This is a genomic window from Vibrio sp. 378 (genome assembly GCF_033339435.1).
The window spans coordinates 636,425-652,109 of record NZ_JAWOUO010000002.1; the positions used below are offsets into that span (position 1 = coordinate 636,425).

Here is a 15,685-nt window from a genome sequence, read left to right on the forward strand (position 1 = left end):
TCTCATCATATATACCGTTTAACGTTGAAATTTCATTTTGTACATGCGCTTATCCGCTATGCTGATAAGAAAGTCAACATTGTCACTGTCTTTAGGGTATTGCGCTAAGCCCATGCTTGTTGAAAGTGTTGAGACTTTATCGGAGTTTAATATTTGTGCATCAAAGACGGTATTTATCTGCTCACGTACGTTCTCTTCATTGAGATGCTCACCTTCAAGGATAACCGCGAACTCATCTCCTCCCATGCGATAAACAGTAAAATCATTGAGTGTCATAGAATTAAGCCGCCTAGCGATTTCCCGCAGTACAGTGTCGCCAACTTGGTGTCCGTGTGTGTCGTTGACTTCTTTAAAACCATTTAAATCTAGAATCCAGAGAGAAAAGGGCCTTTTTTCTTGAGTAAATTTGTTTAGGGTAATGAATAGTGCATTGCGGTTCCCTAGGTTCGTTAAAGGGTCGCTGAGCGCCAATTTTCTATGAAAATGGGATTCACGATAAAAGAAATAAGTTAAAGAGATAATCGACAAAACGAACGTCGCAAACAACATATATTGTGCTTGCATTAAGCGCTGGGTTTGACCTTTTTGTGCTTCATAAGCTTTACTGCTTAGACGGAAGTTTTGATTAACGAAGTCTATTAAGCCTAAATATAGTGTTTGAGTTGAACGATAAAATGCAGCAGCAGCTTGGCTATCACCTGTTCTAGCTTCTACTAGTTGTTTTTCTAGCTCTTTGAACTCTTCAAAAAGGTTAATGAAGTAAAGGTGCATGTTGTTCCGAGAAAAGAACTTATTGGCTTTCGTGCTACTGGTCAATAAGTCAAAGCGACTCCACGCTAACTCGTATTGAAGCTCTGCACCATCAATATTCAATACGTTTTCATCTAACCGTCTGGCCTCGCCGACAAGTTCTGATAGTTCTTTGGAGAGTTGGAATAAAAACCAAGTCGCTTGTTTTTGTTCGTTATTAAAATTTTGTGAGAGTGAACGTGTTTGCTGTAAAAGCACGACATTCGCGAGAAGCAAAGAAACGGCAAACACCACCAGCAGCATTTTGCTGGTGGTAGAATATTGCAATATTCTTTGTTTCTTAGAATAGGGTTCTGATAACTTCATTCTTATTATTTTTCTTTTATTTCATTTACTTGCCATACCATTTGCGCATGATATTTATTGTAGTTTAGCTCTGGATAGAGATTGAGTGGATATATCACCCAGAAAGGGCCTTTATTCCTGACTTTTATGTAATTCTGATCTTGTTGATAAGCCAGTATTGGTTGATATCGAAGAATATCTTTTCGGGACAATGTCGAGTGATAGTCGTTTAAGCTGCTGATATCAACCTGCTCTGGTACCTTTCCGTAGACGTGTGTAAGAAGCGTGCTGAGTTTAACGCCTAAAAATTCTGACGAGGCAGGAAGCCAAGGCAATGTCATCGTGTAGCTAGTGGTAGGTAAAGCTTGGATCTCTTCCAGTTCCAGTATGACACTAGGCTGCTGGCTACTACTAAATACGATCGTATTTGCAGACAAGAATGGCGCAACAAAAAACAGACCTAGCGCGACTATCTTTTTCATCATATGCCCTTTTGAGTTTTATTCTTTTTTCTTAGCTAGGACAAAGGTGCTAGCGGTAATTTATTTATAATTATAGAGCCAACCGGATGAGATTTTATAATACGTTATGTTTCAAAAATAACTGTCGGTTTACGTCACGTCAAGGTTATTAAGTTGCTTCTTAATTAAAAGCTCAGAGTATTGGGATGATGGTAGAGTTTCGTAATGATTTCGCGGTATTTAATTACTTTTTAGTGCAACTTTGTATCATTTTTAATAAAGATGCCGTGTCGGAAATGAGAATTTAATAAGGCGAGAAATGGACGTCGAATTTGTTCTTAAGTTACATTATTTTACATATTTAAATCATCGATATTCAGATATGTATTTGTTAGTACGTAAAGAAAATAAAGTCACCTAGTTTTGGTGACTTTATTTTTTATTTCATGAGCTTACTTAAATTAACTATGCAAACAAATATTTTGCATGGAAGTTGAGGTGCTCTTCAATAAAGCTTGAGATGAAGTAATAGCTATGGTCATAGCCTGGTTGCATTCTCAAGGTTAGGTTTGAATCGTGTATTTTTGCCGCAGCAATCAGCGCTTCCGGTCTAAGCTGCTCATTTAAGAAGCCATCAGCATCACCTTGATCAACCAAAATTGGTAATGGTGATTGTTGTTGTTTTAGAAGTTCACTTGCATCGTATTGCTTCCAGCTTTCAAGCTCCTTGCCTAAGTAAGCAGTAAAGGCTTTTTGTCCCCAAGGGCATTGCATTGGGTTACTGATTGGACTGAACGCTGAAATAGAACGGTACTGTTCTGAATTTTTCAGACCAATGGTGAGCGCTCCGTGGCCGCCCATACTGTGACCGGAGATTGACTTCACGTCAGAGATTGGGAAGTTACTTTCGATGATCGCAGGCAACTCCTCAGTCACATAGTCGTACATACAGTAATGCAGTGACCAAGGTGCTTGCGTCGCATTAAGGTAAAAGCCAGCTCCTTTTCCTAGGTCATAGCTTTCGTCGTCAGCGATACCTTCGCCTCTCGGACTTGTGTCTGGTGCAATGATCGCAATGCCAAGCTCGGCCGCCATACGAAATGCGCCCGCTTTCTGCATAAAGTTTTCATCGGTACACGTTAAACCAGAGAGCCAGTATAGCGCGGGTACGGGATTCGATTTCGTTGCGTTAGGTGGCAAGAATATCGCGAAGCGCATGGTGCAGTTTAGGGCATTGGATTCGTGTGTATATTGCTTGTGCCAACCGCCAAACACTTTGGCTTGGCTTACATTTTCAATGGTCATGAATAAACTCTCTAATTAGCAGAAGGAATTCAGGCTCCCCAAAAGGAGAGCCTGAGGCAGCATTATTGGTCCATATGGATAACTGTTCGGATGCTCTTACCTTCATGCATCAGATCAAACGCTTTGTTGACGTCTGCTAATCCCATTGTGTGGGTAATGAACTCCTGTAAGCCGAATTCACCAGCCATGTAACGGTTTACGATTTCTGGAAGCTCAGAGCGACCTTTAACGCCACCGAAAGCGCTGCCACGCCATACACGACCAGTTACCAGTTGGAATGGACGAGTTGAGATCTCTTGACCTGCACCAGCAACACCAATGATGACTGACTCACCCCAACCTTTGTGACAGCACTCAAGTGCTTGGCGCATCACGTTTACGTTACCGATACACTCGAATGAGTAGTCAACACCACCGTCTGTCATTTCAACAATCACTTCTTGGATTGGCTTGTCGAATTTTTGTGGGTTGATTACGTCTGTAGCACCAAGTTGTTTCGCTAGGTCGAATTTGCTTTCGTTGATGTCTACGCCGATGATGCGGCTTGCACCAGCCATGCGAGCACCGATGATTGCAGAAAGACCGATACCGCCTAGACCGAAAATAGCAACGGTGTCGCCTTTTTCTACTTTAGCTGTGTTTAATACCGCACCCATACCAGTGGTTACGCCACAACCTAGAAGACAAACCTCTTCAAGTGGTGCTTCTTTGTTTACTTTCGCTAGTGAGATTTCTGGAAGAACCGTGTACTCAGAGAAAGTAGAACAACCCATGTAGTGGAAGATAGTTTCGCCGTTGATAGAGAATCGGCTTGTGCCATCTGGCATTAGGCCTTTACCTTGCGTTTCACGAACGGCCTGACATAGGTTCGTTTTGCCAGATTTACAGAACTTACACTCACCACATTCAGCAGTGTAAAGTGGGATAACGTGGTCGCCAACTTCAACGCTTGTTACGCCTTCGCCAACCATTTCAACGATACCGCCACCTTCGTGACCAAGGATTGAAGGGAAGATACCTTCTGGATCGTCACCTGATAGTGTGAATGCGTCAGTGTGACAAACACCAGTTGCTACGATGCGTACTAGCACTTCGCCGGCTTTTGGAAGTTGTACATCAACGTCTTCCATTTTAAGCGGCTCACCTGCAGCCCAAGCGACCATTGCTTTTGATTTTATGTGAGTTTGACCAGGTTTGATTTCAAGCGACATTGGATGTTTCCTTTATATTTTCAGTATATGGAGTGACGTAATAAGCGTAGTTAAGGTTTGCTTACCGCGCTTCGTCGTTTTGTTGGTGCTCATTTTAGGTGTTTCAGTAAAAATGATAATCCGTCCATTTTGAAAATGATTTTTACATATGCGTAATAATGATAAGGTGAGCGTGTAAAAAGAGTGCGATGCCTCCTTAAAGCGGAAGGGAAATGGAAAAGGTGATTGACCTGAAGTTAGATAGAGGGGCTAAAGTAGAAAACTGTCAAACCATCAGCTAAGTAAGAGTGATTATGAATAAGACGGATCTGAGTGCCTATTTAACCAAGCTAGGCTTGCCTAGTGAATTGCCCGCCGATTTGGAGTCATTGCACAGAATTCACGTGACGCAGCATCGTTGCCTGCCGTTTGAGAATTTTGACATCGCATTGCAGCGAGGCGTCTCTGTTGAGATTGAAGATATTATTCAAAAAACCGTGTACCACTCTCGCGGTGGTTACTGCTTTGAATTAAATGGTTTAATGCTTGATGTGCTCAACACTCTTGGGTTTGAAGCGCGAAGTTTGCTAGGGCGTGTACATGTGTCTGGTACACCAACAGGTCGTAGTCATCAAATCACGTTAGTGACGTTAGAGGAACAAACATGGATTGTCGATGTGGGTTTTGGCTCCAATACCCCTCGAGCGCCATTGCCATTTATCCTTGACCAAGTGATTCAGACGGATTTACAAACCTTCCGTTTTGTCAAAGATGCTCAGTTTGGTTATTTCCTCCAAGTGCTTTCAACCGATGGAACGGACACGTGGAACAATCTATACAGCTTTGACCTAGAGTTTGTGTTTGCTGGTGACATTGCATGTAGCAACTTCTTTACCTCGACTTCGCCTAATTCGCGTTTTACTAGCGCAAGAGTCGCTGCTAGAGCGACAGAAAGTGGGTTGGTGACGCTGCTTAACTACACACTCAGATGCACCAATCATGAAGAGCTAACAGAAATAGAGCTAGAGCCAGGTCAAACCTACCTGGATGCGTTGAAAGAATATTTTGGCATTGAGCTTGATGCGCAATACGACGATCTTCGTCCGTTACCTGACGCGTAAAGTTTTCCCGTTTTCAAAGCGTAGCGCGACGAGAACAATGTAATCACTATTTGTCTAGAAGAGGTCGACAGGAATACAGCATGGCGAATTGGGAAGGAGTCAGCGAGTTTGTTGCCGTAGCGGAAACTAACAGCTTTACAGCTGCCGCGGCTAAACTGAAAACATCAGTGGCACAAATCAGTCGCCGCGTATCGGCACTTGAAGAGCGTCTTGCGGTTAAGTTACTGCATCGCACGACGCGAAAAGTTTCTCTGTCTGAAGCTGGACAGCTTTATTATCAGCAGTGCAAACACTTGGTCGAAGGGCTAGAACTAGCTGAGCTTGCTGTAACGCAAATGCAAACCGAACCGCGAGGTTTGCTGCGTGTGACAGCGCCTGTGACCTATGGGGAAATGAACCTCGCACCGCTCTTGCATCAGTTTTTGGAGAAGTACCCGCGTGTGGACCTCGATTTAGTTCTGACCAATCAAAAACTGGATTTGATAGAGCAAGGGGTAGACGTGGCGATTCGTCTTGGCCGCCTGCAAGATTCCAGCATGATCGCAAAGCGTCTTTCGTCGCGTCAAAATTACGTGTGTGCTAGCCCTATGTATTTGGAGCGATTTGGCGAGCCTCACACATTATCCGAACTGGCTCGACATCAGTGCCTAGTTGGTTCGGTCGATTATTGGCATTTTAAGGAAAATAAACGCGATAAGTCTTTGCGCGTATCGGGGAGAATTAAATGCAATAGTGGTTTTGCGCTAATGGGCGCCGCCAAACGTGGTTTGGGTTTAGTGCAGTTGCCGGACTATTACGTTCAAGAAGCTCTAGATAACGGTGAGCTAGTCGAGGTGCTGACCGATTACCGAGACGACCGTGAAGGCATTTGGGCACTGTATCCACAAAGCCGAAATTTATCGCCCAAAGTGAGGTTGTTGATCGACTTTTTAGCGCAGGAACTAGCGGATTAGAGTTTTCATGAACTTTAATACAACTGAAGTTGCTAAAACGCCCGGTGATGCCGGGCGTTTTTATTGGGATAAGCGCTTGAACTGGAAATAAATGAACCACTATTGGTTGGATTCCGCGTCTTCACGTTTAATCACTTTGTGCCCATCTTCAGACACGCCTTGCTTCCAATAGCTGCTGATGTAGATATTCTCGCGATCGACTTCTTTCTCATTGCGGAAATATTGGCGCAGCGCACGCATTGAATCGAACTCACAGGCACACCATACCGAAGCGTTACCATCTAACCATTCCAGTTCGCGAACGCTATCAGCCAAGGTTTGCTGTTCAGTTAGCCAAATCAACTCCATACCGGCTGGCGTGTTTAGGGGTTGAATGTCGGCTGGAGACATCACGCTGATCACAGCGTAGCCTTTGGCCTCTTCTGGCAGCGTACGAATTTTCGCAGAAAGTGCTGGAAGTGCCGTCATATCGGCAGCCATGAAGAACCAATCCGCCTCAGTATTTAAGTTGGAGATGCTACCCGGCCCCACGATGCTGATCGTGTCGCCTTTTTGCGCGGCCATTGCCCAACGCGCTGCAAATCCGCATTGCAGATCTTGCGTTACGTGTCGGACGAAATCCACTTCGATTGAACTGGTTTCTGGATGAAAGCGTCGAATAGTGTAGGTGCGCATGATTGGTCGGTCGTCTTCTGGCAGGATGCTCAGATCCGCGCCGCCCATATCGTTAAACAGTAATTTGATGTAACTGCCTTCGCAGTCACGAGGAAAGTGGCTCAGCGCCTCACCTTGCAAGGTAATGCGCTGCATGTTTGGAGTGATGGTTTCTGTGTCTGTGACAACAAGCGTTTTAGGTTGAGGCTTCTTTTTCATTGTTACTTTACTCGATAATTATTCTCTTTCTCATTTAAAGATTATCAAGTTCCCTAACAAGAGGGTAGCGTCTTTAAACAAATTTACACTGTGAATTAACGCCAAAGCCTCAAGCAAAATGCAGTATCTGTCCTTTCCCAATTACGTAAAGTGAGTCGTTTTTTAACCCAAAATAGACTTATATCATTGGAATCGTAGACAAAAGCAACAGCGCAGCCATGCTGTAGTTGAACCCCTTAACGCGTTTATCGGTGGTCAACCAACGCTGCAATTGCATACCTGCCGCCGTCCAAAATGTTACCGATGGCAAGTTAGCTAAGCAGAAGATACCGGCGATAAAAGTCAGTTCGAGCCATGCACCGCCACTGCTGTATACCGTAATGGCCGTCAACGCCATCGACCAACCTTTTGGGTTCACCCATTGGAATGCGACAGCCCCTAAAAAAGACATTGGGCGAAAATCGTGTTTTGCTTCGGTTTTGTCGCTGGTGGCGATTTTGTACGTCAAGTACAGCAAATAACTCAAGCTCAACACTTTCAAAATGGAGTGTGTAATTGGATATGCGTGGAACAGGCTCATCAAGCCAATGCCCACCAAAATTAGCATGGCACCAAAGCCAAAGGTAATGCCCAACATATGTGGGATAGTGCGTTTAAAGCCGACATTTGCCCCTGAGGTCATCAACATAATGTTATTGGGACCCGGCGTAAAAGTGGAGACAAAAGCGAACAACGCCAAAGCGCCCAGTTGATGATATTCCATAGATTGTTCCTTGAATCAGTTCTCGATAAGTAAAGAACAACTATAAGTAGAACTGAGGTCAATATTGTGCTTTTATTTGATGATTAGAAACCAAATAAGCAATGAAACATCATCATGGATAGATTTGACGAAAGAATATTGCAAGTGCTTAAACGCGACGGAAGAATCTCCAATGTAGAGCTGTCGGAACGCGTTGGTTTATCTCCATCTGCCACCTTACGCCGAGTGCAAGATTTAGAGCGTAAAGGCGTGATCAAAGGCTACCGAGCAGTACTGGATAATCAGCAACTTGGCGTGGGTTTTGTCGCTTATGTGTCGATTGGTTTGGCCTCGCATTCTAAGCAGGCACAGCTGGGTTTCGAAGAGCATGTGCGTTTTGTAAACGAGGTGGTGGAATGTCACAACATTACGGGATCTAACGAATATCTCATACGCGTAGAGACGCAAAATCTCGCCGCTTATAAAGCGTTCCATGCTGATGTGTTGGGTGAGTGCGAACACGTCAAGTCGATCACAACCATGGTGGTGATGGACACACCAAAAGACGAGCGATAGCCAAACGAGAGTGACAGTTTTTGTGGCACATGAATTTGAAGTGACTCGAAAGAGTCAGTCGAGTATGAGAATGGTTCACAACAAATGCTGGAAAGCAGATGGCACTCTTACAATTTCCATATTTATTCTCACCTTCTAAATAATCCCATCCTGCTAGTTTTGCTTAAACCGCTTGTGTTTCAGAGCGGCGAGTCAGCAAAATTAAGGATGAACGATGAAATCACATGTAACACTTCCTCTTTTGAGCTTAAGCGCTGTTGCCGCATTGAGCTCATTTAACGTCAACGCCCACGGCTGGGTAGAATTTCCAAGTGCTCGTCAAAATACGTGTTACTTAGACGGTGGCTTTTGGACCAACGAGATCCCTAACCAAGCGTGTAAAGCGGCTTTTGAAGAATCTGGCGCGTATCCGTTTGTGCAACGCAGCGAAATCGCGGCGAACGTACCAAATTACCGAGATATGGAGCATGTGAAAGCCGTGGTTCGCGACGGTGAACTGTGTTCTGCCGGCGATGCGGCTAAGAAAGGCTTGAACATTCCTTCTCCAAACTGGCAGCGCACCAATGTTACGCCAGATGCAAACAACCAGATTGAATTGGTGTTTTACGGCAAAGCGCCGCACAACCCATCGTACTGGGAATTCTATCTCACCAAGCCAACTTATGATGATTCAAAGCCTCTTACTTGGAGTGATTTAGAGCTGATCGACACCGCAGGTGATGTGTATGTTGATGCGGAAAAACGCTACCGTATTCAGGTGACTTTCCCTGCTGATCGTTCCGGCGATGCGGTGCTTTATACTCGTTGGCAGCGCATTGATGTCGCTGGGGAAGGTTTCTACAACTGTAGTGACATTACGTTAAACGGAACGGGCACGACGCCACCGACTGACCCTGTTGATCCAACCGAACCGGGCAACAATCTGACATCTCTAGGCTACTTTGTTCAGCAAGGTTTTGGGCCAGTAGAGTCTGGCGATACGGTGCGTTTCCGTACGTTTAATGCGACGGGGAATGAAATTGTCGATATTTCACTACCAATCAGCGCAAACAATACGGCGACTTGGGCTGCAGAAATAGCAGATCAATTTAACGCGCAGCAAACGGGCGATTGGTATGTTGGCATTTGGCATCAAGAGATGAACCACTACATGTTCGATAGTAAGAACGTGAATGCAAACCAAGTATTAGCGCCAAGTGCAGACTTCAGTTATGCGTTGTCACTGATCAAAGCGGATGTACCGCCACCAGTTGAACCAACCAACTTGTGGGACAAGACGGCCGTTTACAACCAAGGTGATGTGGTGACACACAATGGTAAAGAATGGACTGCCCAATGGTGGACGTCTGGTGAGGAACCAGGCACAACGGGTCAGTGGGGTGTATGGCGTTAAGCCATTTATTCGGGCCCTGAACAATAAAACCCTTCTCATGTGAGAAGGGTTTGTTTTTTCAGTCTAAAACGACCACTTTGGTTGAGTGGCTGTCTTGAAAATCAGAGCACATATCGTTATTCGCTTGCTCTCCACTCGCTCCAGTTGAGCATCGCGTAGTCTGCCAGTTTGAGCATCGGAATGTCTTCATGCGTATCACCGTAGGCATAAACAGACGCAAACTCGTCGAGCGAAAACGCCGCTTTCACGCGTGAGACTTTTCTTTCTAAACTGCAATCACCTTGTTGGTAAAAGCCACTCAGTTTTGGCTGTTCTGAGATCAGTTCACTGCACAGCAAGTGGTAACCGTTCGCCTCACACCAAGGCTTGAGATACGCATTGAGTGATGCCGACACCACTACGATGGTATCGCCTCGAAGTTGATGCCAAGCCAGCCTTTCCATCGCTTCTGGCCGTAAGTACAGCGGGATCACTTCATGGGCAAACTGAGTGCCAATCGCTTCAATTTTCTGCGTTTCTTTCCCTGAAAATGCAATAAAACTGCTGAGAGGGCGCATAACACGAGCGGGTAACACTCCGAGTTTGTACAGCGCATAAAATGGCATGATAGCGACCTTTCCTACTCGTTTGCGCAGGCCATAAGCAGAATAGTGGAGGAAAAGGCTAAACATATCCTCTCGGGTGATGGTGCCATCAAAATCAAACAGTGCCAGTGACGGCTTAGTAGTATCGAGCAAACTCAGCGCCTATTTTTTGGTTTAAGATCGTTTTGTGTTTATTGATAAAACACCGCCAACCAGATGGTTTCTTGCGTTGGGTCAGTCCAGCTCACTTTGTGTTTGGTATGAGCTGGAATCGTAACGTGATCGCCTGCCTCAAGTCGTTGCACGACACCTGATTCAAAAGTCAGCTCACCTGCTCCTTTAAGAACCAAGACCCATTCATGTTCTTCTTGATCGTACCAGCCACTTTCGGGAGAGGTTTGCCCCGTTGAGACAATGCGTTCTATACGCAGGTTTTTGTGGGTCAGCAGGTCTTCGAACACTTCCTCGTCGAGGTTATTCGGTAAGTCTTTAAACAGGTTCATGGCCTTTCCTTAGAGAATGATCAGTCCAAAAGGCGCAAGCAATTGCTCTTGTTGCCAATCACAAATTTTAACACCAAACAGAGAAACGCGGCGAACATCCAGCCCGTCTAGTTCGACATGAGTCAGATCACACTGCTCAACGTTAAAGGCTCCCCATTGTTCTGGCGAGAATTCGCAGCGAGATAAATCCGAGCCTTTGAGAGTTGCCCCAGCAAGGTTCGCACCGTTCCAACGGTTTTCAAAGAGGTCACATTTTTCTAGTAACACTCGCTCGAAGTTACAGTAGGTGAGGTTGCAGCCAGTAATAAAAGCAGAACAGAAAAACATGGTGTTACTGACGCGATTAGCAAAGTTCGCACCTTGGAAGTTTGCCCCTTTGAGATCGCACTTACGCAGCTCCAAGCCCATACAATTTGCGCCGTTAAACAGGCTCATCGCCAACATGCAGTTCGTAAAGCTAGCGTCTTTTAAGTTCGCGAAGCGAAAACTACACCCTTCTAGCGCTTTGGATTCGATAAAGCGACAGTCGATGAACTTAGCATCGCGCAGATCGGCATGGTCGAAACAGCACATATAAAAGTGGCAGTTTTTAAAGGTAGCATTCTGAAAATCGTGATGAGAAAAGTTTTCTCGTTCAAAAATGAGATCGGTTTTTAACATGTCTTCTCCTTAGCTGCGAGTAGACTAGCACTCCAAGTGACTGATTTTCCAGAAAAATAACTTCTTGTATTTCAGTGCTTTACAAACCCCTCAAATCGCGATTTTAAGGGGGCAAACGAGCGTTTTAAGTGGGTTGTTTTTTGAAAATAGAAGACGTAGAGGACGAAAAAAGTTTTTGCTGGCTACGAGCCTTAACGAGAGGATTCGCATTTATGGGTATGCATGGCAACTCACACGCACAGTTTGCATTACAGAATTGTATCCTATTTGCATAATTTGTTGATCAATATGGCGTTTCTCCATACAAAAAACCTATATTTTTCACAAATTGATTTCCATCAAAATAGTAGGGTTTCTATGTGCTAGATTGCGCACAGCTCAAAAAGATATAGATACCCGTGTGCTTCAAGGCGCTGAGTTTACTTGAAATCTCAGATCAGTTAGTAGGCACCCCTTTGGGTACGACATAACGAAGCCCTACGAAAGGAAATAAAAATGAAAAAAACAATCTGCAGTCTAGCAGTGGTTGCTGCACTCGTGTCACCAAGTGTTTTCGCTCATAAACAAGGTGACTTCGTTCTTCGTGTTGGTGCGGCGTCTGTCGTTCCAAACGACAGCAGCGATAAGATTCTTGGTTCTCAAGAAGAATTGAAAGTGGATTCAAATACGCAGCTTGGTTTGACGTTTGGCTACATGTTTACAGACAACATCAGTTTAGAGCTTCTAGCAGCAACACCATTCAGCCATGACATTTCGACAGATTTGGTTGGTAGTGATATCGCGAAAACCAAACATTTACCACCAACGCTAATGGTGCAGTACTATTTTGGCGAGTCTCAAAGTAAGTTCCGTCCATACGTTGGTGCAGGTCTGAACTACACCATATTCTTTGATGAAGATTTCAATAGTACGGGTAAAGGCGCTGACCTGTCAGATTTGAAATTAGATGATTCATTCGGTCTAGCAGCGAATATTGGTGTGGATTACATGATCAACGATCAATGGTTCCTCAACGCCGCTGCGTGGTACGCAAACATTGAGACAGAAGCAACTTACAAAGCAGGTGGAGTGAAGCAAAAAACCGACGTCAAAATTAACCCTTGGGTATTTATGATCAGCGGCGGTTACAAGTTCTAAGAAAAACCAGTAGTTACACGCACATTACTATTATTGGCATGACTTTGGGGGCGGTTACGGGGACTGCCCCTCTTTTTTATCCTCGTTTTGATTGCACATCATTTACTCCACTTAGCAACATGCAAAATTGGATCTTTACCTTGCAGATCATTTTATTGTCGGAAGATCGAAAAGTCCTACACTGATCACATAATTGAACAAGTGGACAATATAAATGAGCGACGACATCGCAAAGCATTCTTCCTCCAGATCTAAGTTGGCAAAAACTCTTTTCTTTACTCTATGTGTTATCGCATTTGGTGCGATGTATTGGTCTTGGCAGTATTCAGACAGTCACCCAAGCACGGAAGATGCCTACGTTAGGGCAAAAATTTTGTCGGTAGCGCCTCAGGTAAAAGGCCAAGTGGTTTCTGTGGATGTCAAAGACTTCCAATCTGTTAACAAAGGTGACCTACTGCTGAAGATAGATTCACGCCCATATTTGTTGGCAGTGAAGCAAGCAAAAGCGGCATACCAATTGGCGGTCCAGCAACATGACGTTGCCGATAAGCAGGTAACTGAAGCTGTTGCGGGCTTAGATGCGGCGCGCTCTAACCTGATAGAAGCGCAAGTAGAGTACAAACGTACGGATTCCCTAGTGAAACGCAAACTGGCGTCGGACCAAGATTTAGATACGGCGAAAAACAAACTCGCCAATGCCCAAGCGAGCCTGGAGCAAGCGCGCGCGACGGTAGAAAAAGCCATTGCGAACCGTGGTGAAGAAGGCGCAGAGGCTGCGGTTGTTCAACAAGCGGCAGCACAGTTAGCGCAAGCAGAGCTGAACTTGAGCTACACCGACATTACGTCACCAGTGGATGGCATTGCCGGTGAGATCAATACGCACGTAGGCTCGGTCGTTAGCGTGGGTCAGACGCTGTTCCCTGTGATTTTAAAAGACAGCTATTGGGTACGCGCGAATTTTAAAGAAACCGATCTTACGCATATCAAACCTGGCATGCATGCGGATGTGGTGATTGATATGTACCCAGACGTGGTGTGGAAAGCAACGGTAGAACAGCTGTCGCCTGCGAGTGGTACATCGTTCTCTTTGATGCCACCAGAAAACGCAACGGGTAACTGGGTTAAAATCAAACAGCGTTTCCCTGTACGTTTGGCATTAGAAGTACCGGCCGATGCGCCGCAACTTCGCGTGGGTGCGAGCTCAGAAGTCACCATTGATTTGCAAAGTAGCGTGCAATGAGCCATCAAATTACGGCAGACAAACGGGGGATTGCCACCGTCGCCGTGATGCTTTCTGCCATCATGGTGTTAATCGATATGACCGTTGCGAACGTGTCGCTATCGCACATGATGGGCGCGTTGGGCGCAACGGCAGACCAAATTACTTGGGTGCTGACGGGTTACAGCATGGCGGAAGCGATCTTCATTCCGATGACCAGTTTCTGGGTGTCGCGCTTTGGTGAACGCAAAGTCATGCTGGTTGCCGTGGTCGGTTTTGTGATTGCCAGTGCGCTTTGTGGGCAAGCACAGTCTCTTGAAGAGATGGTGCTATTTCGCATTATCCAAGGCGCTTTCGGCGCGTCGGTGATTCCATTGGCGCAGTCGACGTTAGTGCAGATTTATCCGTATGAGCAAAAAGGCAAAGCGATGGCGATTTTCTCCATCGGTATTTTGCTTGGTCCTATTTTGGGCCCAGTTGTAGGTGGTGTGATCACCGACAACATTAACTGGCGCTGGATTTTTTACATCAACTTGCCATTCGGTTTGATCTGTACCTCTTTGATTTATCGCTATATCTATATCGACAACAAATCCAAACCTAACTTTGACTGGTGGATCATCGGTTACATGGCGTTAGGTGTGGGCGCGTTGCAGTTTGTGTTGGATAAAGGGAATGAAGAAGACTGGCTCGACTCACGCATGATTCAGACGGCGATATTACTCGCAGTAATGGGATTGGTGATGTGGATCTATCGCAGTTGGAAAACCAAAAGCCCGATAGCGCCATTATGGCTGCTTAAAGACCGAAACCTTATGGTCTCGTCATTGATGATTGCCGTGGTGTCGATGGCGATGTTTGGCCTGACGACTCAACAACCGATGTTGTTGGAAAGTTTGCTGGATTATCCGGTCTCAACCACTGGCTTATTAATGGCACCGCGTGGATTGGCGTCAGCGGCGATGTTAATTTTGGTGATTAAACTCAATCCGCAATTCGATCCCAGAATCAAAATAGTCTTTGGCTTGAGCTGCATCGGGATTGGTAGTTATTTGATGACGCAATACTCACTGCAGATCGATACATTTTGGATTGTGATGCCGAGTATGATTCAGGGGATGGGGCTTGGTTTAACTTTCTCGACGCTATCCACCTTGGCGTATTTAACGATTCCGAAAGAGCAATCTGTCGCGGCTGCGAGTATTTACAATCTGTTCCGTACCATTGGTAGTTCGTTTGGTATCTCTATCGCCACCACGTTCCAATATCGTGACAGTCAGCAACAATGGCATGCGCTGGGAGAGGGTATTAATCCTTATAATCCTAACTTGCATGACTGGGCGGCCAATCAGGGGCTTTCCATTACCGATCCGGTTGCGTTAGAGCAATACCAACAGATGTTGCAGCAGCAATCGCAAATGGTCGCGTTTGTGCACACCTTCCAGCTTGTGGGAGTGATGTTCGTGATCATGATGCCGATGCTGGTTTTCATCCGGTCGCGTGAATAACAACAAGTTCCGGTGAACTGTGTCAGAGAACGCCTCTCAAGTTGTGTCAGCTTGAGAGGCGTTTTTTATTGGACGGTGTCAGTGAAAGAAGGACGTTTACTCAAACGTCACTTCGTCAAAATGCGGATTGGCTTTGAGCGCGCGCATTGCGACTAATTGTTCAGTCGGGAAGGCGATGTGCTCACCATCCATATCTAAAAACAAGCACTCTTGTCGCTGCATGTCGTAGCCTGTGTCGAACGCGTTGCCCTGATGAGTTTCACCATTTTTTAGTGTGATCTCGATCGGGAGCTTAAACATACAGGCGATTTCAATAAAATCGTATTGGCTGCAAGTCACCATAGTTTTCTCCTTTCAAACCGACG

Annotated in this window: 17 protein-coding genes; 7 read left to right on the top strand and 10 right to left on the bottom strand. The window is 45.4% G+C overall.

Annotation, left to right across the window (positions count from 1 at the left end; all coding sequences use genetic code 11):
* Positions 1-18: 18 nt before the first annotated feature.
* The 4 genes from R7Q48_RS06220 to R7Q48_RS06235 all read right to left on the bottom strand — a co-directional run bounded on the left by R7Q48_RS06220 (position 19) and on the right by R7Q48_RS06235 (position 4,072).
* Positions 19-1,116, bottom strand: a complete 1,098-nt coding sequence (locus R7Q48_RS06220; protein ID WP_053303994.1) for a GGDEF domain-containing protein — start codon at positions 1,114-1,116, stop codon at positions 19-21.
* 5 nt (positions 1,117-1,121) lie between these two features.
* Positions 1,122-1,577 (bottom strand): oxidoreductase, encoded by a 456-nt coding sequence (locus R7Q48_RS06225; protein ID WP_256903122.1) that lies wholly within the window; start codon positions 1,575-1,577, stop codon positions 1,122-1,124.
* Between the two features lie 444 nt (positions 1,578-2,021).
* Complete coding sequence (fghA, locus tag R7Q48_RS06230; RefSeq protein WP_256903107.1) at positions 2,022-2,861, bottom strand: S-formylglutathione hydrolase; 840 nt, start codon at positions 2,859-2,861, stop codon at positions 2,022-2,024.
* Between the two features lie 62 nt (positions 2,862-2,923).
* Positions 2,924-4,072 carry an S-(hydroxymethyl)glutathione dehydrogenase/class III alcohol dehydrogenase gene (locus R7Q48_RS06235; RefSeq protein WP_213901572.1) on the bottom strand — a complete coding sequence of 383 codons (1,149 nt, stop codon included), beginning with the start codon at positions 4,070-4,072 and terminating at the stop codon, positions 2,924-2,926.
* A 293-nt stretch (positions 4,073-4,365) separates the two neighbouring features.
* Between R7Q48_RS06235 and R7Q48_RS06240 the strand changes: the two genes are divergently transcribed.
* Complete coding sequence (locus R7Q48_RS06240; RefSeq protein ID WP_256903108.1) at positions 4,366-5,172, top strand: arylamine N-acetyltransferase family protein; 807 nt, start codon at positions 4,366-4,368, stop codon at positions 5,170-5,172.
* Positions 5,173-5,252: 80 nt separating this feature from the next.
* Complete coding sequence (locus R7Q48_RS06245) at positions 5,253-6,125, top strand: LysR family transcriptional regulator (RefSeq protein WP_017633836.1); 873 nt, start codon at positions 5,253-5,255, stop codon at positions 6,123-6,125.
* A gap of 99 nt (positions 6,126-6,224) precedes the next feature.
* Here the strand turns inward: R7Q48_RS06245 and R7Q48_RS06250 are convergent, their stop codons facing one another.
* Together R7Q48_RS06250 and R7Q48_RS06255 are read right to left on the bottom strand one after the other, a co-directional pair.
* Positions 6,225-6,998: a siderophore-interacting protein gene (locus R7Q48_RS06250; protein WP_017821025.1), complete on the bottom strand. Its 774-nt coding sequence runs from the start codon at positions 6,996-6,998 to the stop codon at positions 6,225-6,227.
* A gap of 178 nt (positions 6,999-7,176) precedes the next feature.
* On the bottom strand, positions 7,177-7,761 hold the full coding sequence (locus tag R7Q48_RS06255) for a LysE family translocator (RefSeq protein WP_062730858.1): 585 nt from the start codon (positions 7,759-7,761) through the stop codon (positions 7,177-7,179).
* A gap of 114 nt (positions 7,762-7,875) precedes the next feature.
* Between R7Q48_RS06255 and R7Q48_RS06260 the strand changes: the two genes are divergently transcribed.
* Positions 7,876-8,316: an Lrp/AsnC family transcriptional regulator gene (locus tag R7Q48_RS06260; RefSeq protein WP_031780811.1), complete on the top strand. Its 441-nt coding sequence runs from the start codon at positions 7,876-7,878 to the stop codon at positions 8,314-8,316.
* 214 nt (positions 8,317-8,530) lie between these two features.
* The gene (locus R7Q48_RS06265; protein WP_031813569.1) at positions 8,531-9,709 is read left to right on the top strand and encodes a lytic polysaccharide monooxygenase; all 1,179 of its coding nucleotides are present in this window, start codon (positions 8,531-8,533) and stop codon (positions 9,707-9,709) included.
* 116 nt (positions 9,710-9,825) lie between these two features.
* Here R7Q48_RS06265 and R7Q48_RS06270 read toward each other — a convergent pair whose 3' ends face one another.
* Genes R7Q48_RS06270 through R7Q48_RS06280 form a run of 3 tightly spaced genes read right to left on the bottom strand, consistent with a single transcriptional unit; the run spans position 9,826 to position 11,456 of the window.
* The gene (locus R7Q48_RS06270; protein ID WP_130545288.1) at positions 9,826-10,446 is read right to left on the bottom strand and encodes an HAD-IB family hydrolase; all 621 of its coding nucleotides are present in this window, start codon (positions 10,444-10,446) and stop codon (positions 9,826-9,828) included.
* Between the two features lie 38 nt (positions 10,447-10,484).
* The gene (locus R7Q48_RS06275; protein WP_005383281.1) at positions 10,485-10,796 is read right to left on the bottom strand and encodes a cupin domain-containing protein; all 312 of its coding nucleotides are present in this window, start codon (positions 10,794-10,796) and stop codon (positions 10,485-10,487) included.
* A gap of 9 nt (positions 10,797-10,805) precedes the next feature.
* Positions 10,806-11,456: a Qnr family pentapeptide repeat protein gene (locus R7Q48_RS06280; RefSeq protein ID WP_130545287.1), complete on the bottom strand. Its 651-nt coding sequence runs from the start codon at positions 11,454-11,456 to the stop codon at positions 10,806-10,808.
* A gap of 495 nt (positions 11,457-11,951) precedes the next feature.
* Here R7Q48_RS06280 and ompW point away from each other — a divergent pair, with 495 nt between their 5' ends.
* The 3 genes from ompW (at position 11,952) to R7Q48_RS06295 (ending at position 15,320) form a co-directional block, all read left to right on the top strand.
* Entirely contained in the window at positions 11,952-12,593 is a 642-nt protein-coding gene (ompW, locus tag R7Q48_RS06285) for an outer membrane protein OmpW (RefSeq protein ID WP_213889927.1), read from the top strand.
* A gap of 214 nt (positions 12,594-12,807) precedes the next feature.
* Positions 12,808-13,833 carry an HlyD family secretion protein gene (locus tag R7Q48_RS06290; RefSeq protein ID WP_256903109.1) on the top strand — a complete coding sequence of 342 codons (1,026 nt, stop codon included), beginning with the start codon at positions 12,808-12,810 and terminating at the stop codon, positions 13,831-13,833.
* The gene (locus tag R7Q48_RS06295) at positions 13,830-15,320 is read left to right on the top strand and encodes an MDR family MFS transporter (protein ID WP_256903110.1); all 1,491 of its coding nucleotides are present in this window, start codon (positions 13,830-13,832) and stop codon (positions 15,318-15,320) included. The genes R7Q48_RS06290 and R7Q48_RS06295 overlap by 4 nt, the downstream gene beginning before the upstream one ends.
* Positions 15,321-15,416: 96 nt before the next feature.
* On the opposite strand, the gene R7Q48_RS06300 is transcribed toward R7Q48_RS06295, so the two are convergent.
* A complete protein-coding gene (locus R7Q48_RS06300; RefSeq protein ID WP_020841653.1) occupies positions 15,417-15,662 on the bottom strand; it encodes a Rho-binding antiterminator in 246 nt (81 codons plus the stop codon).
* Positions 15,663-15,685 lie beyond the last annotated feature (23 nt).